Consider the following 18,498-nt stretch of genomic DNA (forward strand, 5'->3'; position numbering starts at 1 on the left):
GGACCGGGGCGACCCTCAGAGCGGCCTCATCGGGAGCGGGCGGTACACCAGGATCAGCCGCGCCTGCACGGAGTCGGAGGCAATGACCCCGAACAGCCTGCTGTCGACGCTCGCCTCGGGCCGATCCCCGAGGACGGTGAGGCGGTCCCCGTCGACGGCGGCGACCCGCTTGACCAGGGTGAACCCGGGCCGGTCGGGATGATCGATCGCCACCACGTCGCCCACATTCGGGGATCGGGGTCTCTTCACCGCCAGCACCCAGTCTCCAGGTGCCAGGACGGGCAGCATGCTCTCCTCGGCGACCTCGTACCTGGTGAGCCTGAATGACAACGCAGCCAGCACCGCTTCGAGGATCGCCCGGGCCCTGGATGGCGTCTTGTGGGCCTTCACACCCTTCCCCCCGTGCTGGCGGCGAGTGTAGGGTTGAACCGATCACAGGAGGGAAGGAAGAGATGCGATTGCTGCGTCCCAAGAAGGTGGCTCACGCCCACTGCGACCTGATGTGCGGGGTGTACGACCCGGCTCAGGCGCGCATCGAGGCGGAGTCGGTGCGGGCCATCATGCAGAAGTACCAGGACTCCGACGACGAGGTCTTCCGGCAGAGGTGCGTGATCATCAAGGAGCAGCGCGCCGAGCTCGTGAAGCACCACCTCTGGGTGCTCTGGACCGACTACTTCAAGCCGCCCCACGTGGAGCAGTTCCCACACCTCCACGACCTCTTCTGGAGAGCCACGAAGAAGGCGGGTGACGCCAAGAAGTCGGTCGACCCGGCGGTGGGAGACGAACTGCTGGCGCTGATCGCCGAGATCGCCGACGTCTTCCAGAAGACCAAGAGCTAGCCGTACTCGGAGCGACCCGGAAGGGGGCGGCCCCAGGCCGTCCCCTTCCCCGCGTCACCCGACCGGTCCGGGCAGGCGAAGGTCGCGGCGCACCCAGGGAAGCCCGATCGTGGCGCCCGCCACCACCAGGCCCCCCAGGGTCACCGCCACCAGGTCGGACCAGGCGCCGGCTTCGAGCAGGTCTCCGATCGATGCGGCCAGCCACCAGACGGCCAGGCCGGAGAGCCCGGCCGGAACCAGTGCCCGCCCGGCGGTGATCGCCACCGGAAGCGCTTCATGGGGGCCGGTCCGGCGATACCACACGATCGCCAGTGCCGCCGTGTACAGGGTGATCGCCAGGCTGGAGGCGAGGGCCAGACCCTCGATGCCGAGGGCTCGGTTCAGGACCCAGTAGATGGGCACCGCGGCGACGGTGGCGGCGGTGCCGATCAGCACTGGCGCCCACATCTCCTCCCGGGCGTAGAAGCCGCGCGCCAGTATCTGCTGGATCCCCCACATGGGGATGCCGATGGCGAAGAACAGCACCGTTCCCGCGGTGGCAGCGGTGTCGGCGGCGTCGAACGAGCCCCGTTCGTACAACAGGCGCACGACGGGTTCGGAGAGCGCCATCAGGGCCGCCGCCCCCGCCAGGCTGAACACGATCACGTATCTCACCGCGCGGCCGACCGCAGCCGCCATCTCGCGATGGCGGCCCTCGGCGGCCAGCCGGGCGAGGAACGGATACGCCGCCACCCCGGCGGCCTGGGCGATGACCCCCACCGGCACCAGCATCGCCTGTCTTCCGAACGAGAGCCATGAGATGCCGCCGTCGGCGTGCAGCGAGCCGAAGGCCCGTCCCAACTGCTCGTCGAGGACGACCAGGGACTGCCCCAACATCAGGGGGATGGCCAGCGTGAAGTACCGGCGGACCGCCGGGTGCCGCCGCAGGCCGTCGCTCCGCCAGCGCAGGCCCTGGCGCCACGCTCCCCAGACCTGGAGGAGGAAGATCCCGGCGAATGCCCCGGCCAGGGCACCCCAGGCGAATCCGTCCGCCCCAGGATCCTGGCGTCCCAGAGCCCCGATCAGGCCGCCGGCGATGATCCCCAGGTTGTAGATGATCGGCCCGAGAGTGGGTATCAGGAACCGCTCCCTGGCGAACTGCCAGGCGGTGAAGAGCTGGCCGAGCACGAAGAACACCTGGGCGGGGAGGACGATCCGGGTGAGGTGAGCCGCCCTCCCCACCTGCTCCTCGGTGAACCCCGGCTCCACCAGCCGCAGGATGGGCTCGACCAGGGGGAAGGCGAGCACGGCGAGCACGGTGATGCCCAGCGCGAGTGGCCGGGCCACCGCCCAGAACGCCCGTTGAGCGTCGTCTTCGTCGCCGTGGGCGAAGCGCCGAGTGAGCAGCGGAATCAGGGTGATCGCCATGTACGCCCCGGCGAGCAGATAGTTGAGCAGGTCGGGGATGAGGAAGGCGACGAAGTACTCGTCTCCGGCGGTTCCGGCTCCGAGCAGCCCGGCGAACACGACCTGACGGATCAGGCCGAGTAGGCGCGACACCAACACGCCGCCGGCGACGATGGCGGCGGCGATGCCCATTCGCCGGTAGAGACCGCGTCGGGGCGGTGCTGTCATCGCTGCGACGCTAGCCCCCGATCGCCGGTCCGGGCGCTGGGTCGGCTTGGATCACTCGGATCCCAGATCCCGGCGCTTCAGCAGCGAACCGGTGGCGATCGTCGCCACGAAGGCCACGGCGATCGCCTTGGCCACGGCCCCTCCGGCCCCGGGAGTGACGCTCCCCAGGACGTCGTCCAGGATCGATCGGCTCTCCGGGACGAGGCCGGCGTATGCGCTCAGGCCGATCCGGAACAACGAGACGTTCGCCAGGGATGCTGCGGCGAAGGTGAACCCGCTCTCCCAGATGAAGACGTAGAGCAGGCCGAGCAGCACCGCCCTTGCGGTCAGGTAGCCGAGGGGCACGAACACGGCGCAGTAGGCCATGGCGGACACGGCGGCCCCCAGCGCCACCGGGCCCAGCCGCGACCAGTCCCCGCTGCGGGCCCCCACCGCCGCTGCCGCCGCTGCACCTGATGCCGCCACCAGGGCCGCGGCGACCAACCAGGCGGCGAAGATCTTGGCGGCGGCGATCGACCACCGAGGGCGGGGGCGCAGGGCGAGGAACGACAGCGTGTCGTCCCGTCGCTCGTCACCCAGGGCCCCTGCTCCGAGGATCAGCGAGACGATCGGAACCACCACCAGGAACAGGATGGCGATCGGTGCCTCGTCGAATCGGCGTTCGACGCCATCGGCGGTGAGCCCGCCCGACGACAGCCACATGACCACCCCCGGCAGCGCCGCCAGGAGGCCGAAGAGCAACAGGCGCTTGCCGCCTGCGAGCTGGCGCATGGTGGTTCGGACCATGGCGAGCCAGCCCCTCATCGCCGCCTCACCAGGTAGCGGAACACGCTCTCCAGCGACTCGTCCTCCGGCTCGAATCCGGTGAGCCGGGCACCCTGGGTTCGGGCGAGGCGCGGCACCAGGGCTCCCAATCGCGCCAGATCGCCGGCCTCCACCCGAAGCCGGCCGCCGGTGATCGCCACCGACTCCACTGCCTCTTCCAGGACCAGTGCCGCGGCGAGCTCGCGTGGTCGATCGACGTCGATCCGCACCCGATACGGGATGTCGGTCATCGCCCGACGGATGGCGGCCACGTCGCCGGCGGCCGCCAGCCTTCCGTCGACGATCGCCAGGACCCGGTCGGCCATCCGCTCCACCTCGGCGAGCACATGCGATGAGACGATCACGGTCTTTCCGTGGGCGGCCAGCGCCTGGAAGGTCTCGATCAGGCGAGCCCGCTGCACCGGGTCGGTCCCGTTCAGGGGCTCGTCGAGGATCAGCACCTGGGGATCGGTCACCAGCGCCGCCGCCACCTTGGCCCGCTGGCGCATCCCCTTGCTGAACCCCGAGATCGGTCGGTCCGCTGCACCCTGGAGGTCGACCTTCGCGATCGCCTCGTCCACACCGGCCCCGGGTGCACCGGAAAGGGTCGCCGAGTAGGCGACGAACTGGCGCGCCGTCAAGAATCCGTACACGGCGTCCTCCTCGGGGACCAGGGCGACCCGCCGGTACACGAGGTGGTTCACCCGGGGGTCGTGGCCGAGCAGGCGCACCTCGCCGTCGGACGGTCGGAGCAGACCGCACAGAATCCGCAGCAGGGTCGTCTTCCCGGCGCCGTTGGGCCCGAGGAGCCCGGTGAGGCCGGGCCCGAACGAGCAGGAGAGGTCGGAGACGGCCACCTTGTGGCCGAACCACTTCGACACCGACGACACCTCGATCGTCGGCTCGGGGGCGAAGGCGGGGCCGGTGGTCACAGCGCCTTCCGCTGCCGGAAGAGGACCACCAGCCAGCAGGCTGCCGCCAGGGTCGCCATCATGACCAGGGAAGCGGCCGGCCCGTATCCGGCCACCTCGGGGAGCCACTCGTTGGTGGAGGCGCCCATCACCCAGTCCTTCACGTAGCCGGGGTGGTGGGGAAGCGCCAGCAGGCTCAACGACGAGTAGCCGGATTCGGTGAGGGCGGTGGCGGTGGGGACGCTCACCGTGACGACGCCCAGGAAGGCTCCGGCGGCGATGGCGGGCCGGCGCGAGACGCTGGCGACGGCGAAGGCCAGCGGCGTGTAGGCGAGGAGGTAGGCCAGGGAGGCGATCGCCGTGGTCAGCAGGACATCGGCCTCGGCAACCGCGTACGAGGCGAACCCCTCGGCCGACACCCACGCCCGCCCCAAGTAGAGCACCAGGTGGGGCAGCCAGAGGAACGAGAACGCCACCGTGGCCAGGGCGGCCGCCCGTCCCAGGAGGTAGTCGACGGTGGTCAGCGGGCGCGAGGCGTACACCTGGAGCGTTCCGAAAGAGCGGTCCGGGATGAGCAGCTCGCCGGCGGCGAGGGCCACGAAGATCAGCGCCATCTGGCCGGTGAGGTCGAAGTACTGAGGGTGGCCGAACAGCACGAGGGCGGCATCGAACTCCCCGACCACGACGCCGATCGCCACGAAGAAGAGGGCTGGGAGCAGGGCGCCGCCGATCAGCACCATCGGGAGGAGCTTGCGTCGCGCCCGGCGCCTTATCCCGAGCACGCGGCGGATCCCGTCGCGATACAGCGCCCGCCTGGCGCCGCGGCGACCGGTTCGCGGCCCCTCGTGGGGCCGGTAGCCCAGATCGAAGACCACGCCTTCAGCCATGGGCGCCGCTGCCTTCCACGAGGAAGACGTCCTCGAGGGTGGTGCGGCGAACTCCGAGTCGCTTGATCGAGGCACCGGCCTCCACCACGGCATCGCGTGCCACCTCGAAGGGGTCCAGGTCTTCGTGGGAGATCACCAGCGACCTGGCCTCCCGCCGGACTTCGGCTCCCAGACGGCGTGCCGCCGCCTCGGTCGCCTCCGGATCACCGATCACCTCCAGCTCGGCCTCACCGGCTGTGGAGAAATCGGTGAGCGGCCCCGAACGCAGCACCCGGCCTCCGTCGAGCATCACCACCCACTCGCAGGTGTGCTCGATGTCGGTGAGCACGTGGGACGAGGTCAGCGAGTTGATCCCGAATCCGGCGAGCCGGGTGATCAGGTCGAGCATCTCCTCCCGGCCCTCCGGGTCGAGGCCGGCGGTCGGCTCGTCGAGCAGCACCAGCTCCGGATCGTGGACGATCGCCTGGGCCAGCTTGGCCCGCTGCCGCATTCCCGTTGAGAACTCACCCATGTAGCGGAAACGCTCCTCGTGCAGGCCGACCAGTCCGAGCACGTCGGAGGCGCGTTGCCGGGCGGCCCTGGTGGGGAGCCCGCCCAGCTCTGCGGCGTAGACCATGAAGTCGGCTGCCGTCTGGTCGTCGGGGAGGCAGTCGCGCTCCGGCATCCAACCCACGCGGCTGCGCACGTCTATGGCGCCGCCGGCGAGACCGTGGCCCAGCACGCTCACCGCTCCGGCGGCAGGGGTGAGCACCCCCAGGAGCACCTTGAGGAGCGTCGTCTTGCCGGCGCCGTTGGCGCCCACCAGGCCGATACGGCCGCGGGGCACCTCGAGGTCGATGCCGTCGAGGGCGACGATGTCCCCGTACGAGAAGCGGAGGCCGCTGGTGGCTATGGCAGCCGGGGAGGTGTCGGTCATCCGCTTCCCCTCAGGCGCCTTCTCAGGCGCTCCCAGGCGCCGGGAGCGGCCGTCGGCGGTGGCTCCGCTACCTGCGGTGTGGCTGCCCTCTCGGCACGCATCTCGGCGAGACGCTCGCGCAGGAACGCCGCTTCGGTCTCCGCCTTGGCCGCCCGCTCCCTGGCCTCGGCCAGCATCAGCCCGGCCTCGTGCAGGTTCCCCAGCTGATCCATCATGCGGTCCCAGGCGTCGCGCGGCACCAGCATGGCGGTTCCGTCGGCGGTGGGGCCGGTGGCCTCTTCCCTGACCGTCTCCTTGCGAGCGCCCTTTGGCGGTGGCGCCGACCTCCTCGGGTTTCTAGACAGGCGATGGGCCACCGACTCCGGGGTCACCATCCAGCGCGGTCCCGAAGGGCCCGCCTCGGAGACGGCGTCGACGGCACCCTTGCTGGCCCATGAGCGAAGGGTTCCCACCGGGACGCCGAAGCGGTGATGGGCCTCGCGCAGCGTGATGCGGGCCTCGGTGGGCGAGGGATCCGCGGCAGGGAGGCGCCGGGTGCGGGCAGGCGCCGCCGTGGACCGGCGCTGGGCCCACACGAATGCCGGGTCGTCCGCCATCTTCTCCTTCGTCGAGCAGCGAGGTTAGAGGCGCCGCGTCGGCACCACCGGACCGGCGGCCCGGTTCGTGGAATAATCCTCCCGTGCCCCTGCGCCCAGCACCCACCGAGGACGAGGTGAGATCTCTGGTGGAGCGCGTCGTCGCCGGCCTGACCGTCGACTCCCCGCAGGAGGCACCGGAGGCGATCCCAGGCCCCGCCACGGAAGACGCGGGCGCAATCGCCATCGGCGCCGACCACGGCGGATACCGCCTCAAGGAGCGGATCGCCTTTCGGCTGCGCGAGGCCGGGCACCAGGTCGTGGATTGCGGAACCGACTCCACCGACCCGGTGGACTACCCCGACATCGCCGTGGCGGTGGCCCGACGGGTCGCGTCGGGGGAGTGCGGCGTCGGGATCATGATCGACGGCGCCGGCATCGGCTCGGCGATGGCTGCCAACAAGGTTCCCGGGGTGCGGGCGGCGTCGTGCTACGACGTCTCCTCCGCCCGTAACTCGCGGGAGCACAACCATGCCAACCTGCTCACGCTGGGGGCGGGGCTCATCGGCGAGAACCTGGCGTGGCAGATCGTCGAGGAGTGGCTGGCGACTCCCTGGGCGGGTGGTCGCCACGCCGCCCGGGTGGCCAAGATCGACGCCCTCGACGCCATCGCCGCGGTGAGGTCGGCATGACCGACCGCGATGCACTGGTCGAAGCCGTCACCCGCGAGGTGCTGGCGACCATCGCCGGTGGAGCATGGGACGACTGCATGGTCTGCATCGGCGACTGTGTCGCCCACTCGGCGGACAGCGTGCGCACGGTCTTGGCTGCCGGGGCGTCGCGCATCACGTTCAACGGGGCCGGGGCCGACGTCCCCACCGACCTCGCCGGCTTCATCGACCACACCATCCTGAAGCCCGACGCCACCGCAGCCGAGATCGATCGCATGTGCTCAGAGGCCATCGAGTACGGTTTCGCCTCGGTGTGCGTCAACCCGACCTGGGCCCGGCGGGTGGCCACCAACCTGAAGGGCACCGGCGTGATCACCTGCTGCGTGGTCGGCTTCCCTCTGGGGGCCACCACTCCCGAGATCAAGGCGATGGAGGCGCGTCGCGCCCTGCGCGACGGTGCTCGAGAGATCGACATGGTGCTCAACGTCGGCGCCCTCAAGTCGGGGGATCTCGACCTGGTGCGAAGGGACATAGCCGGGGTCACCGAGGCCTGCCGCGAGGCCGGGGCGGTGTCGAAGGTGATCCTGGAGACGGCCCTGCTCACCGACGAGGAGAAGGTCATCGCATCCCGACTGGCCGTCGGCGCCCGGGCCGACTTCGTCAAGACCTCGACGGGGTTCGGGCCGGGTGGTGCCACCGTCTACGACGTGGCCCTGATGCGAGAAGCGGTCGGACCGGTGGTGGGGGTCAAGGCATCGGGCGGCATCCGCAGCGCCGATGATGCACGGCAGATGATCGCCGCCGGGGCGACCAGGATCGGCGCTTCGGCGGGAGTGGCAATCGTGACGGGAGGAGCATCCGGTGAGCAGTATTGACCTGAGGGGCTACTCGTTCCTCGACAGCCTCCAGCCGCAGTATGCGGCTTTCCTGGGCACCGTGGCCCAGGGTTTCCTGCCGCTCGCCGGCGATGCCTCCCTCTACGTCGAGATTTCTCCCGGGGTGGAGATCAACCGCCTCACCGACGTGGCACTCAAGGCCACCGAGGTCCGACCAGGGATGCAGATCGTGGAGCGCTACTTCGGGCTGCTCGAGGTCCACTCGCCCTCGCAGGCAGAGGTCCGGGCGGCGGGCCAGGCGATCCTCGCCGAGATCGGGGCCGAGGAGTCGGATCGGATCAAGCCGCGGATCGCCTCCAGCCAGATCATCCGCCGCATCGACGACCATCACGCCCAGCTGATCAACCGCACCCGCCACGGGCAGATGATCATCCCCGGTCAGACCCTGTACCTCCTGGAGATGGAGCCTGCTTCCTACGCCCCGCTGGCGGCCAACGAAGCGGAGAAGGCGGCTCGGATCAACGTGCTCGAGGTGCGGTCGTTCGGATCGCTGGGAAGGGTGTACCTGGGCGGGGAGGAGGCGGACATCGACGTCGGCTGGAGGGCCGCGGTGGCCGCGTTGGAGGAGTTGGAGGGTCGGGAGCTCTCCTGATGGAGCGCTCCCGCCTGCGAACACGGAAAGGAAGAGCGAGAACCGATGGCTGAAGCATTGGGAATGATCGAGTGCCGCGGGTTCGCGGCGATGGTGGAGGCGGCCGACGCCATGGTGAAGGCGGCCAAGGTGGAGCTGGTGTCGTATGAGAAGACCGGCGGCGGATACGTCACCGCCGTGGTAAGGGGCGACGTCGCCGCGGTCAAGGCGGCGATCGACGCCGGCGTCCGCAGCGCCGAGAAGGTCGGCGAGGTGGTCTCGACCCATGTCATCGCCCGTCCCCACGCCCTCATCGACATCGTGCTGCCGTTGGGGCGGGGCGACCGCACCGACACGGACGAGGGTTAGGGGGCGGGCCGTGCTGTTGGGCCGGGTGACCGGCACCGTGGTCGCCACCCGCAAGGAGCCGACCCTCGACGGGCTCACCTTCCTGGTGGTCGCCCACCTGGACGCAGAGGGCAAGGAGACCGGCGGTTCGGTGGTGGCCGCCGATGCCGTCGGAGCCGGTGTCGGGGAGGTCGTCATGTACGCCTCGGGATCGTCGGCGCGCCAGACGATCGCCACCAAGGACCGCCCCTGCGATGCGGTGATCATGGCGATCGTCGACACGTGGGAGGTGGGCGGCCAAGTGAAGTTCGTGAAGTGAGATGAAGCAGTCGTTCTCGGACGACGAGGTTCGGGCGATCATCGCTCGGGTGAGGTCGCGTCTCGGCGGCTCCGCCGAGGCCGCGCCCGAGCGCCCCCGGATCCCGGTCGACGTGCCCGAGGTCCCGCTGGGCGAGGGCGTGCACGACGGTGTCGACGGGGCAGTGGGGGCGGCGGCTGCGGCCCAGGAGCGGTTTGCCGCGATGGGCACCGCCATCCGTTCCTCGGTGGTGGCTTCGATCCGCAGTGCCATGATCGAGAACGCCGAGCGCCTGGCCGCCATGGCCCATGAGGAGACCGGGCTGGGTCGGGTCGCGGACAAGACCCGTAAGAACCTGTTGGTGGCCAACCGGACCCCGGGCCCGGAGGACCTGGAACCGATCATCGAGACCGGCGACGGCGGGATGATGCTCACCGAGCACGCTCCGTTCGGGGTGATCGGGTCGATCACCCCCACCACCAACCCCACCGCGACCATCATCAACAACTCGATCGCAATCCTGAGCGGCGGCAACGCCGTGGTGTTCAACGCCCATCCCAACGCCCGAAGGGTCTCGGCGGAGACGGTGCGGCTGATCAATCGGGCGGTCGTGGCTGCCGGCGGCCCATCCGACCTGGTGACCGCAGTTGCGGTGCCCACCATCGAGTCGGCCCAGGAGTTGATGCACCATCCCAGGGTCCCCGTCCTGCTGGTGACCGGCGGACCCGGCGTGGTGCGCGAGGCGCTCAAGACCGACAAGCGGGCGATCACGGCCGGGCCGGGGAACCCACCGGCCGTCGTCGACGAGACCGCCGACGTGGTGAAGGCGGCCCGGGACATCGTCGCCGGCGCCTCGTTCGACAACAACGTCATCTGCACCGACGAGAAGACCACCATCGCCGTCCGGGCCATCGCCGACGACCTGGTGCGGGCCATGGGGCGCGCCGGCGCCCGGGTCCTCCAGGAGCACGAACTGCGCAAGGTGGAGCGGGTCATCTTCGAGACGATGGGCCCGCCGGGGAAGCCGGGTGTGATCGATCGCTCCTGGGTGGGCAAGGACGCCGCCGCCATCGCCACCGCCGCCGGGATCGAGACCGACGGCGATCCGCGCCTCCTGGTGGCCGTGGTCCCCAACGATCACAACCTGGTGTGGACCGAGCAGATGATGCCGGTGATGCCGGTGACCGTGGTCTCCGATGTGGAGGCGGCGATCGACCTCGCCGTGCGGTCGGAGCACAGGTTCCGGCACACGGCCTCGATCCACTCCAACAACGTGGACACCATCACCCGAATGGCGCGCACCATCAACGTGTCGATCTTCGTGGCCAACGGCCCCAACTACGCCGGGCTGGGCCAGGGGGGTGAAGGCTTCACCTCGTTCTCGATCGCCAGCCCGTCCGGAGACGGGATGACCCGTCCCCTCACCTTCACCCGGGAGCGCCGCATCGCCGTCGTCGGCGCCCTCAGGATCGTCTGAAGTGCGTCCCGCCCTCGCCCTGCTCGAGTTCTCCTCGGTGGCTGTGGGGATCGTGGCCGGGGATGCGATGGTGAAACGGGCCCCGGTGGCGGGGATCGTCGCCGGGACGGTTCATCCCGGCGGGTACCTGGTGATGGTGACCGGAGAGGTGGGTGACGTCGAGGAGGCGGTGATCGGCGGAGTGGCTGCCGGGAGCGATGCCCTCGTCGACCGGGTGTTCCTCCCCGAGGTGCACGCCGCGGTGACCGCAGCCCTGGGCGGAGGGCGCGGCGCCGTCCGGGGGGAGGCGCTGGGGGTCATCGAGACCGTCACCGTCGCCGCCACGCTGGAGGCTGCGGATGCCGCCATGAAGCGAGCCGAGGTCTCGCTGCTGGCGGTGCGCCTCGCAGACGGTCTCGGCGGGAAGGCGTACGCCCTGTACTCCGGAAGCCTGCCCGAGGTGCAGTCGGCGATCGATGCCGGCCTGGCGGCGATCCATCCCGATGTCGTCGTCGGATCGAGCATCGTGCCCAACCTGGCCGGGGAGATGGGTGAGAACGTGTACGACGCCCCCCGCTTCGGGGACCGCGCCGGCTGGGGGAGCGGCGATGCAGCTGGCTGAGGTGATTGGAACCGTGGTGGCCAGCGTCAAGGCCGACGGGCTCGAAGGCGTCAGGTTCCTGATCGTGCAGCCGCTGGATCGGGACCTCGTGCCTCGGGGGTTCCCCGTGGTGGCGGCCGATGCGGTGACGATGGCAGGCCCGGGGGACACCGTGAACGTGGTCGCCAGCCGGGAGGCTGCGCTCGCCCTCCCCGTGCCGTTCGTGCCCGTCGACCACGCCGTGGTCGGCATCGTGGACCACGTGGAGCGTGACCGGTGAGGCTGGGCAGGGTGAGCGGCACCGTGGTGGCGACCATCGGAGTTCCGGCATACGGGTCCCGTCGGCTGCTCATGTGCGACCTCCTCGATGGCGCCGGCGCTGATACCGGCGACTACCTGGTGTGTGTCGACTCGGTGGGGGCCGGGGCAGGCGAGACGGTGCTCATCCTCGACGAGGGCAACGGAGCCCGTCAGGTCCTCGACGCCCCGGACGCCCCGGTGCGGGCGGTGATCGTCGGGATCGTCGACGCCGTGACCATCGACTGACCGCTGCAGCACCGACCCGGCGGTACCCTGGCGTACCGTGCACCGTGCCGTCTCCCTTGCCGCCGTGGTCCTGGCTCTCGCCGCCTGCAGCACCCCGTCGGCACCCATCCCCACGACCGCCCCTCCCGGCACTCCGAGTACGGTCACCACGATCGAGGACGACACCTGCGGACTGCTCGCCACCGACACCGCCCGGTATCTGGAGTCGGTGATGGCGGTCCTCGACCAGACGACGCTCGATGAGGCCAGGGACCGCGAGTCGTGGCCGGAGGGAATGGTGGCCCTGGAACAGATGGGAAAGGATCTCGATCTGCGCTCGCAGGCGATGCGCTGTGATCGGGCTCGGGTCCAGACGCAGGCCTTCGAAGAGGCCCGTCTCGATCCCCAATCCGAACTGGCACAGTATCTGCTCCACCTCCTGGGCCAGGAGTAGCCGGTCAGAGCAGCGCGGCCGCCTCGCGGTCGAGCATCCACACGACGTCCTCGGCGAGCCCGGCGACGACGGCCGCCGGAAGCGAGCGGTCACCAGAGATCGCCGCCGCCACCGACTCCGCCTTGGCGGATCCGGAGGCGACGAAGATGATCCGGCGGGCGCCTGCCAGGAGCGGTGGCGTGGCGGTGAGACGCCACCCGCGGCCGGGGACCTCCACGGCGGCGAAGTGCCGCGTCGTCTCGGCGAGCACAGGAGAACCGGGAAACAGCGAAGCCGTGTGGCCGTCGTCGCCGATCCCGAGCATCACCAGGCCTGGGCGGGGACCACCGTCGCCGGGGAGGATCGTTCGCAGGGTCTGCTCGTAGCGGGAGGCGGCGACCTCGGGGTCCGGGTCCCACGGAACCTCATGCAGGGTGGCGGGGACGTGGTCGAACAGTGAGCGGAGCGCCATTCCCGCGTTGCTGTCGGGGTGGTCGACGGGGACGTGGCGCTCATCGGTCACCCATGCCGTGACCTCCGCCCAGGGCACTCGGGCGCGCCGCAGCCGCTCGTAGGCCCGACGCGGCGTGGATCCACCTGCCAGGCCGACGTCGGTGCCATCGTGGCGCAGCCAGCGGGCCACGGCGGCGGCGACGCCGGCGGCGAGTGCTTCGGGGGAGGTGAACACCCGCACCCTCATGTGGGGCGATGGTAGGGGGAGCCCCGCTGGCACACTGGTTCCATGACCGCGCGGGAACACTCGCCCCGGCCGTTGCACCAGGGCGTGATGAAACTGGAGTGGGCGCCGGGAAGGTGTACCACCGTGGAGACCATCGGAAACGGGCCGGGGGTGGTTCTCGCCCATGGCGCAGGCGCCGGCCCGAGGCATCCCTTCATGGTCGGGCTCGCCGGTCGGCTGGGGGCCGCAGGCTTGCGGGTCTCGGCGTTCGAGTATCCCTATGTTGCCGAGGGGAGGAAGGCGCCCGATCGCCTGGAGACCCTGATCGCCTGTCACCGGGCAGTGGCCGCCGCCGCAGCCGACGGGGGCGCCGTGCCGTTCCTCGTGGGCAAGTCGATGGGAGGGAGGGTCGGTTCGCATCTCGACCTGGAATCTCCGGGGCGGGTGTTCCTCGGATACCCCCTGGTGGCGCCCGGGAGCGGGAGTCGGCGGGGTCACGAGCATCTCTCCGGGAAGGGCCCGCTGCTCTTCGTACAGGGCTCGCGTGACCGGCTCGGTCCCCCCGCCCTCATTGCCGAGGTCGTGGAGTCGCTGGCGTTCGCCGAGATGGTGGTGATCGAAGGCGCCGATCACTCGTTCGCCACGCCTAAGGCCATGGGAATCCGACCGGAGGAGATGCTCGACCGTCTGGCGGCGACAGTCGTGGACTGGATTCGCCGTCAGCCGGGTGGCGGAACGTAGCGGCCCCGCACCACCTTCCCCTTGACGATCTTCAGCACCCAAGCGGCCCCCTTGCGGATGGGCAGCGCCTCCTCGAGGGGTGCACCCAGGCCGACGAAGTGGCTCACCAGCTCCGCCAGCTCGTCTCCATGGCTGCACATCAGGACTCCGTCCCAGTCGTCGAGGCGCTTCAGCAGCCTGATCGGGCGACCGCCCTCTCCCAGATCATCGATCGCCTCCACCTTCACCCCGTTGGCGCGGGCTAGCGGTTCGACGGTCTGCAGGCACCGGGTGTAGGGGCTGCTCAAGATCCGGCGCGGCCCCAAGGGGCCGATCGTGTTCACGAGATCCCGGGCCTGTCGTAGACCCTCGGCGGAGAGAGGTCGCTCTCGATCGGGGTGGTGGCTGCCGCGCTCGCCCGCCTGGGCATGGCGCAGCAGGATCAGCCGCCGTCCGCCCACGATCTGAGCAGGGCGCGGTCCCTGCCATAGCTGAGTCGCTCCACCGCCGCCGACGGTGTCAGCCAGGCGATCTGGTCCACCTCGGGGTTGGGGGCGAACCTGCCTGTCTGGTGCTCCATTGCGAAGTAGTGGACCACCTTCGGGGCTCCCGAGCGGTCGCGGTACTCGACGATGCCCACCCGGTCGCCCAGGGAGCAGTAGAAGCCGGTCTCTTCTTCCACCTCGCGCATCGCCGCCTCGGCCGGCGACTCGCCCTCGTCCAGCTTCCCCTTGGGGAACGACCAGTCGTCGTAGCGGGGTCGGTGGACCAGGAGCATCTCGGTGACGCCGCCGACCACCCTGGTCACCAGGCCGCCTGCCGCGACGACGAGATCGGGGGGGGCTGCCGCCGTGCCGGGGTCGGGCAGGGCTCCCTGGGACCGGGCGGCGGCGAGGTGCTGGAAGCGCACCTGGGCGTCGAGGCCGATCTCGGTGGCGACCTTCTCCCAGGACTGGTCGGAGAGCTGCCAGGCGAGCCGATCGTCGGCAAGGTAGACCAGGAGCATCTCCTCGAGCCGTCGCCGCAGGCGGGGATGGGTGATCGGGACCAGCACCTCGACCCGCCCGCCCAGGTTGCGGGGCATCATGTCGGCCGAGCCGATCAGGTACTCCGCCGTCTCGCCCCGTCCGAACCGGTACACCCGGGAGTGCTCCAGGTACCGACCCACGATGGAGCGCACCGTGATGTTCTCCGAGAGGCCGGGCACGCCGGGACGCAGGCAGCACATGCCGCGCACGATCAGGTCGATCCTGGTCCCGGCCGCCGAGGCGGCGTACAGCTCGTCGATGATCGCCGGGTCCACCAGGTGATTCAGCTTGATGCAGATCGAGCCCTCTTCCCCGAGGGCTGCCTGGGTCCGGATCCGGGCGGTGACCTCGTTTCGCAGGTGATCGGGGGCCACCAGCAGACGCCGGAAGCGGCCGGCGTACCCGAACCCGGTGAGCAGGTTGAACAGCTCGGAGAGGTCGGCTCCGATGTCGGGATCCACGGTGAGCAGACCGAGATCCTCGTAGAGGCGCGCCGTCTTCGGGTTGTAGTTTCCGGTGCCGATGTGGGAGTACCGGCGCAGCTCGTCGCCCTCGCGTCGTACCACCAGGGCCACCTTGGCATGGGTCTTCAGACCGGCGACCCCGTACACCACATGGACGCCGGCTTCCTCCAGCATTCGGGCCCAGGCGATGTTGGCCTCCTCGTCGAAACGAGCCTTCAGCTCGACCAGCACCACCACCTGCTTCCCGGCGCGGGCGGCACCCATCAGGGATTGCACGATCGACTGCTCGCCACCGCGCGCCGGGTCGTCGGCGGCAGAGGTCCGGTACAGGGTCTGCTTGATCGCCACCACCTGAGGATCGCGGGCGGCGGCTGCGATGAACGCTCCGACCGATGTGCCGAAAGCCTCGTACGGGAGGTGGACGAGCACGTCGCGTCGCTGCAGGCGGTCGAACAGGGTCTCGCCGGGATCCAGGTGCCCGAGGATCGGCTGGGTCGTCGGGACCCATGATCTGTGGACCAGGTCGGGGCGCGGGAGGGAGGCGAGCAGCGACAGGCCTGCCATGTCGAGATGGCCATGCTGGGTGTACACCTGGTCGCTGCCGATCCGCATCTCCTCCATGAGGAGGTCGACCACGGCTTCGGGCATGGTGGTGTCGATCTCGAGCCGGACCAGCCTGCTGAAACGATGGCGGGTCTGGAGGAGCTCTTCGATTGCCTCGAGGAGGTCGTCGGCCTCGTCCTCCTCCAATGCCTGCTCGGCACTGCGGGTGACCCGGAACGGGTGGCTGCTCACGATCTCCATGCCGGGAAACAGTGCCTCGAGGTGGGCGGCGATGACTTCCTCCACCGGCACGAAACTGGTCGTTCCGGGGACGGCCAGGAACCGCGGCAGCAGGGGCGGAACCTTCACCCTGGCGAAGCGTTCCCGGGCACCTCTCGGGTCGCCGACTGTCACCGCCAGGTTCAGCGACAGGTTGGAGATGTAGGGGAAGGGATGGGTGGGGTCTACGGCGAGCGGGGTGAGCATCGGGTAGATCTCTCGCTCGAAGATCGCCTCCAACTGCTTGCGCTCCTCATCGGCCAGGTCGTCCCAGGTGACCATGAGGATCCCGTGCTCGGCAAGGCCAGGGAGCAACTCGGCTTCGAGCAGCCGGCCCATCCGTTCCCGCAGAGTGATGCACCGGCTGCGGATGGCGTTCAGCTGGTCGGCCACGGAGATCTCATCGGGTGCGCCACCGTCGAGGCCAGAGGCCATCTGCTCACGCAGGCCCGCCACCCGCACCTGAAAGAACTCGTCGAGGTTGGAGGCGACGATGGCGAGGAATCGAACCCGTTCCAGGATGGGAAGGTTGGGATCCTCGGCGAGCGCCAGCACCCGCTCCTGGAAGTCGAGCAGGGACAGCTCGCGGTTGGTGTAGCGGGAGGTCGATTCGATCACTGGTGCCGATGGTATCGGCGGCCGTCGCGGGAAGTTCAGCCGTCTCCCTCGAGGGCCTTGATCTTGGCCACCCGCCTCAGATGGCGCTCCTCGGCAGTGAAGCGGGCCGCCAAGAAGGTGCTGACGATCTCGGCCGCCAGGGCGGGCCCGATCACCCGGGCGCCGATCGCCAGCAGGTTGGCATCGTCGTGTTCGACGGCCTGGTGTGCGGTGTAGGTGTCGTGGGCCTGGGCAGCCCTGACCCCGCGCACCTTGTTGGCGGCGATGGCGGCACCCGCTCCCGAGCCACACACCACGATGCCTCGCTCGACCTTTCCCTGGACCACCGCCCGACCGACGGCGGCGGCGTAGTCCGGGTAGTCGACCGGCTCCTCGGAGTGGGTTCCCAGGTCGGTGACGGCGTGGCCGGTGGCGGCCATGGCGGCCGCCAGCTCCTCCTTGAGCCGGAACCCGGCGTGGTCCGAGGCGATGGCGACGCGCATTGCGGGTGGAGGGTAGTGACGGCCGGCGGCGCCGGTCGGACGGGGTGTCCATACAATCGCCACATGGATCGGTTCGTCGTCACCGGTGGTACCCCCTTGGAGGGCTCGGTGGCGGTGCTGGGGGCGAAGAACGCAGTGCTCAAACATCTGGTGGCCGCCCTCCTGGCCCCGGGAACCCACCGCATCGAGAACATTCCGGCGATCCGCGACGTGGCACTGATGGGGAGCGTCATCGAGCACATCGGGGCCCGGTGCCGTTTCGACGGATCGGCCGTCGAGGTGGAGGTCCCCGAGGAGCTGCTTCCGGAGGCGCCACTGGAGCTGGTGCGCAGGATGCGGGCATCGATCGTCGTTCTCGGGGCTCTACTCGCTCGCTGTGGCGAGGCCCGGGTCGCCTTGCCCGGCGGCGACGACTTCGGGTCCCGGCCCATCGACATGCACCTCGGTGGGCTGGAGGCCATGGGTGCCCACTTCGAACTGGTGCACGGCGAGCTCGTCGGCAGCGCCCCGGAGGGCCTGCGCGGCGCCGAGGTCCACCTCGACTTCCCCTCGGTGGGCGCCACCGAGAACGTGCTGCTCGCCGGGGTGACGGCCGAAGGAACCACCGTCATCCACAACGCCGCTCGGGAGCCGGAGATCCAGGACCTGGCGGCGTTTCTCGGGCGGATGGGCGCCCGAATCGATGGAGCAGGTACTTCCACAGTGGTGGTGGAGGGCGTCGGGAGCCTGTCTCCGGCGACACATCGCGCTGTTCCCGACAGGCTGGAGGCAGGCACCTACCTGGTCGGCGCCGCGATCACGGGGGGTGAGGTGACCGTGGTCGACTGCGTTCCCGAGCACCTGCGGATGGAGCTGCGCAAGCTGGGGGAGGCCGGGTGCGGCATCGAGGTGGGGGAGGACTGGGTTCGACTCACCGGCCCGTCGCGGCCGATCCCGGTCGATTTCGCCACGCTTCCCTACCCCGGGTTCCACACCGACATGCACCCGCAGATGGTGGCGCTCCTGTCCCTGGCTGCCGGCCGCTCGGTGATCACCGAGAACATATACGCCGCGAGGTTCCGCTACGTCGGCGAGCTGAACCGGCTCGGAGCCAGGGTCAGGCTGGAAGGTCAGCACGTGATAATCGACGGCACCGACGCCCTCTCCGGATGCGAGGTCGACGCCTGCGACATCAGGGCGGGGGCGGCTCTGGTGCTGGCAGGGCTGGCCGCCGAGGGGGAGACGACGATCACCGAGGTGGGCCACATCGATCGCGGCTACACCGACTTCGACGGGCGGCTTGCCTCGTTGGGGGCCAAGATCACTCGCCAGACGGTGCTCCCGCCAACACCCACCTAGAA

Annotated in this window: 24 protein-coding genes; 13 read left to right on the forward strand and 11 right to left on the reverse strand. The window is 70.1% G+C overall.

Going from position 1 to position 18,498, the window contains the following annotated elements; all coding sequences use genetic code 11:
* Window positions 1–15: 15 nt before the first annotated feature.
* A complete protein-coding gene (gene sodX, locus QY307_10300; protein WKZ82459.1) occupies window positions 16–390 on the reverse strand; it encodes a nickel-type superoxide dismutase maturation protease in 375 nt (124 codons plus the stop codon).
* 62 nt (window positions 391–452) lie between these two features.
* On the opposite strand from sodX, the gene sodN reads away from it, so the two are divergent.
* On the forward strand, window positions 453–839 hold the full coding sequence (sodN, locus tag QY307_10305) for a superoxide dismutase, Ni (GenBank protein WKZ82460.1): 387 nt from the start codon (window positions 453–455) through the stop codon (window positions 837–839).
* 54 nt (window positions 840–893) lie between these two features.
* Here the strand turns inward: sodN and murJ are convergent, their stop codons facing one another.
* From murJ to QY307_10335, 6 genes are read right to left on the reverse strand one after another with little or no spacing between them, the layout of a single operon-like run.
* The gene (murJ, locus tag QY307_10310; protein ID WKZ82461.1) at window positions 894–2,453 is read right to left on the reverse strand and encodes a murein biosynthesis integral membrane protein MurJ; all 1,560 of its coding nucleotides are present in this window, start codon (window positions 2,451–2,453) and stop codon (window positions 894–896) included.
* 51 nt (window positions 2,454–2,504) lie between these two features.
* Window positions 2,505–3,257 (reverse strand): ABC transporter permease, encoded by a 753-nt coding sequence (locus QY307_10315; protein ID WKZ82462.1) that lies wholly within the window; start codon window positions 3,255–3,257, stop codon window positions 2,505–2,507.
* Complete coding sequence (locus QY307_10320; protein ID WKZ82463.1) at window positions 3,254–4,189, reverse strand: ABC transporter ATP-binding protein; 936 nt, start codon at window positions 4,187–4,189, stop codon at window positions 3,254–3,256. The genes QY307_10315 and QY307_10320 overlap by 4 nt, the downstream gene beginning before the upstream one ends.
* Window positions 4,186–5,055: a hypothetical protein gene (locus QY307_10325; protein ID WKZ82464.1), complete on the reverse strand. Its 870-nt coding sequence runs from the start codon at window positions 5,053–5,055 to the stop codon at window positions 4,186–4,188. The genes QY307_10320 and QY307_10325 overlap by 4 nt, the downstream gene beginning before the upstream one ends.
* Window positions 5,048–5,971 carry an ABC transporter ATP-binding protein gene (locus QY307_10330; protein WKZ82465.1) on the reverse strand — a complete coding sequence of 308 codons (924 nt, stop codon included), beginning with the start codon at window positions 5,969–5,971 and terminating at the stop codon, window positions 5,048–5,050. The genes QY307_10325 and QY307_10330 overlap by 8 nt, the downstream gene beginning before the upstream one ends.
* Complete coding sequence (locus QY307_10335) at window positions 5,968–6,567, reverse strand: hypothetical protein (GenBank protein ID WKZ82466.1); 600 nt, start codon at window positions 6,565–6,567, stop codon at window positions 5,968–5,970. The genes QY307_10330 and QY307_10335 overlap by 4 nt, the downstream gene beginning before the upstream one ends.
* A gap of 218 nt (window positions 6,568–6,785) precedes the next feature.
* On the opposite strand from QY307_10335, the gene rpiB (QY307_10340) reads away from it, so the two are divergent.
* From rpiB (QY307_10340) to QY307_10385, 10 genes are all read left to right on the forward strand, one after another.
* The gene (rpiB, locus tag QY307_10340; GenBank protein ID WKZ83793.1) at window positions 6,786–7,238 is read left to right on the forward strand and encodes a ribose 5-phosphate isomerase B; all 453 of its coding nucleotides are present in this window, start codon (window positions 6,786–6,788) and stop codon (window positions 7,236–7,238) included.
* Window positions 7,239–7,315: 77 nt separating this feature from the next.
* Window positions 7,316–8,092 carry a deoxyribose-phosphate aldolase gene (gene deoC, locus QY307_10345; protein WKZ83794.1) on the forward strand — a complete coding sequence of 259 codons (777 nt, stop codon included), beginning with the start codon at window positions 7,316–7,318 and terminating at the stop codon, window positions 8,090–8,092.
* Window positions 8,079–8,705, forward strand: a complete 627-nt coding sequence (locus QY307_10350) for a hypothetical protein (protein ID WKZ82467.1) — start codon at window positions 8,079–8,081, stop codon at window positions 8,703–8,705. The genes deoC and QY307_10350 overlap by 14 nt, the downstream gene beginning before the upstream one ends.
* A 45-nt stretch (window positions 8,706–8,750) precedes the next feature.
* Complete coding sequence (locus tag QY307_10355; GenBank protein WKZ82468.1) at window positions 8,751–9,053, forward strand: BMC domain-containing protein; 303 nt, start codon at window positions 8,751–8,753, stop codon at window positions 9,051–9,053.
* A 10-nt stretch (window positions 9,054–9,063) separates the two neighbouring features.
* The gene (locus QY307_10360) at window positions 9,064–9,351 is read left to right on the forward strand and encodes a EutN/CcmL family microcompartment protein (protein WKZ82469.1); all 288 of its coding nucleotides are present in this window, start codon (window positions 9,064–9,066) and stop codon (window positions 9,349–9,351) included.
* Between the two features lies 1 nt (window position 9,352).
* Window positions 9,353–10,807, forward strand: a complete 1,455-nt coding sequence (locus QY307_10365; protein WKZ82470.1) for an aldehyde dehydrogenase — start codon at window positions 9,353–9,355, stop codon at window positions 10,805–10,807.
* A 1-nt stretch (window position 10,808) separates the two neighbouring features.
* Window positions 10,809–11,408 carry a BMC domain-containing protein gene (locus QY307_10370; GenBank protein ID WKZ82471.1) on the forward strand — a complete coding sequence of 200 codons (600 nt, stop codon included), beginning with the start codon at window positions 10,809–10,811 and terminating at the stop codon, window positions 11,406–11,408.
* On the forward strand, window positions 11,395–11,667 hold the full coding sequence (locus QY307_10375; protein WKZ82472.1) for a EutN/CcmL family microcompartment protein: 273 nt from the start codon (window positions 11,395–11,397) through the stop codon (window positions 11,665–11,667). Before QY307_10370 ends, QY307_10375 begins: the two co-directional genes overlap by 14 nt.
* A complete protein-coding gene (locus tag QY307_10380; GenBank protein WKZ82473.1) occupies window positions 11,664–11,933 on the forward strand; it encodes a EutN/CcmL family microcompartment protein in 270 nt (89 codons plus the stop codon). The genes QY307_10375 and QY307_10380 overlap by 4 nt, the downstream gene beginning before the upstream one ends.
* Before the next feature lie 37 nt (window positions 11,934–11,970).
* Window positions 11,971–12,366, forward strand: a complete 396-nt coding sequence (locus QY307_10385) for a hypothetical protein (protein ID WKZ82474.1) — start codon at window positions 11,971–11,973, stop codon at window positions 12,364–12,366.
* Between the two features lie 4 nt (window positions 12,367–12,370).
* On the opposite strand, the gene pgl is transcribed toward QY307_10385, so the two are convergent.
* The gene (gene pgl, locus QY307_10390; GenBank protein WKZ82475.1) at window positions 12,371–13,045 is read right to left on the reverse strand and encodes a 6-phosphogluconolactonase; all 675 of its coding nucleotides are present in this window, start codon (window positions 13,043–13,045) and stop codon (window positions 12,371–12,373) included.
* Between the two features lie 42 nt (window positions 13,046–13,087).
* Here pgl and QY307_10395 point away from each other — a divergent pair, with 42 nt between their 5' ends.
* Window positions 13,088–13,765, forward strand: coding sequence for a hypothetical protein (locus QY307_10395; GenBank protein WKZ82476.1), 678 nt, complete (start codon window positions 13,088–13,090; stop codon window positions 13,763–13,765).
* Here the strand turns inward: QY307_10395 and QY307_10400 are convergent.
* The 3 genes from QY307_10400 to rpiB (QY307_10410) are packed head-to-tail and all read right to left on the reverse strand — an operon-like array spanning window position 13,744 to window position 17,158.
* Window positions 13,744–14,205: a phosphoglycerate mutase family protein gene (locus tag QY307_10400; protein ID WKZ82477.1), complete on the reverse strand. Its 462-nt coding sequence runs from the start codon at window positions 14,203–14,205 to the stop codon at window positions 13,744–13,746. The genes QY307_10395 and QY307_10400 overlap by 22 nt on opposite strands.
* Entirely contained in the window at window positions 14,187–16,676 is a 2,490-nt protein-coding gene (gene ppk1 / locus QY307_10405; GenBank protein WKZ82478.1) for a polyphosphate kinase 1, read from the reverse strand. Before ppk1 ends, QY307_10400 begins: the two co-directional genes overlap by 19 nt.
* Window positions 16,677–16,711: 35 nt before the next feature.
* Complete coding sequence (gene rpiB / locus QY307_10410) at window positions 16,712–17,158, reverse strand: ribose 5-phosphate isomerase B (GenBank protein ID WKZ82479.1); 447 nt, start codon at window positions 17,156–17,158, stop codon at window positions 16,712–16,714.
* A gap of 63 nt (window positions 17,159–17,221) precedes the next feature.
* Between rpiB (QY307_10410) and murA the strand changes: the two genes are divergently transcribed.
* Window positions 17,222–18,496 carry a UDP-N-acetylglucosamine 1-carboxyvinyltransferase gene (gene murA / locus QY307_10415; protein WKZ82480.1) on the forward strand — a complete coding sequence of 425 codons (1,275 nt, stop codon included), beginning with the start codon at window positions 17,222–17,224 and terminating at the stop codon, window positions 18,494–18,496.
* The last annotated feature ends 2 nt before the right edge of the window (window positions 18,497–18,498 follow it).

It is taken from the genome of Acidimicrobiia bacterium, assembly GCA_030584185.1.
Classification (GTDB): Bacteria; Actinomycetota; Acidimicrobiia; order Spongiisociales; family UBA11373.

Excerpts from the sequence above, each read along its gene's own strand:
- murJ (WKZ82461.1), bottom strand. The coding sequence starts at position 2,453 with ATGACAGCACCGCCCCGACGCGGTCTCTACCGGCGAATGGGCATCGCC.
- QY307_10315 (WKZ82462.1), bottom strand. The coding sequence starts at position 3,257 with ATGAGGGGCTGGCTCGCCATGGTCCGAACCACCATGCGCCAGCTCGCA.
- sodN (WKZ82460.1), top strand. The coding sequence starts at position 453 with ATGCGATTGCTGCGTCCCAAGAAGGTGGCTCACGCCCACTGCGACCTG.
- QY307_10375 (WKZ82472.1), top strand. The coding sequence starts at position 11,395 with ATGCAGCTGGCTGAGGTGATTGGAACCGTGGTGGCCAGCGTCAAGGCC.
- QY307_10330 (WKZ82465.1), bottom strand. The coding sequence starts at position 5,971 with ATGACCGACACCTCCCCGGCTGCCATAGCCACCAGCGGCCTCCGCTTC.
- QY307_10365 (WKZ82470.1), top strand. The coding sequence starts at position 9,353 with ATGAAGCAGTCGTTCTCGGACGACGAGGTTCGGGCGATCATCGCTCGG.
- pgl (WKZ82475.1), bottom strand. The coding sequence starts at position 13,045 with ATGAGGGTGCGGGTGTTCACCTCCCCCGAAGCACTCGCCGCCGGCGTC.
- QY307_10395 (WKZ82476.1), top strand. The coding sequence starts at position 13,088 with ATGACCGCGCGGGAACACTCGCCCCGGCCGTTGCACCAGGGCGTGATG.
- QY307_10335 (WKZ82466.1), bottom strand. The coding sequence starts at position 6,567 with ATGGCGGACGACCCGGCATTCGTGTGGGCCCAGCGCCGGTCCACGGCG.
- murA (WKZ82480.1), top strand. The coding sequence starts at position 17,222 with ATGGATCGGTTCGTCGTCACCGGTGGTACCCCCTTGGAGGGCTCGGTG.
- deoC (WKZ83794.1), top strand. The coding sequence starts at position 7,316 with ATGGTCTGCATCGGCGACTGTGTCGCCCACTCGGCGGACAGCGTGCGC.
- QY307_10355 (WKZ82468.1), top strand. The coding sequence starts at position 8,751 with ATGGCTGAAGCATTGGGAATGATCGAGTGCCGCGGGTTCGCGGCGATG.
- rpiB (WKZ82479.1), bottom strand. The coding sequence starts at position 17,158 with ATGCGCGTCGCCATCGCCTCGGACCACGCCGGGTTCCGGCTCAAGGAG.
- QY307_10325 (WKZ82464.1), bottom strand. The coding sequence starts at position 5,055 with ATGGCTGAAGGCGTGGTCTTCGATCTGGGCTACCGGCCCCACGAGGGG.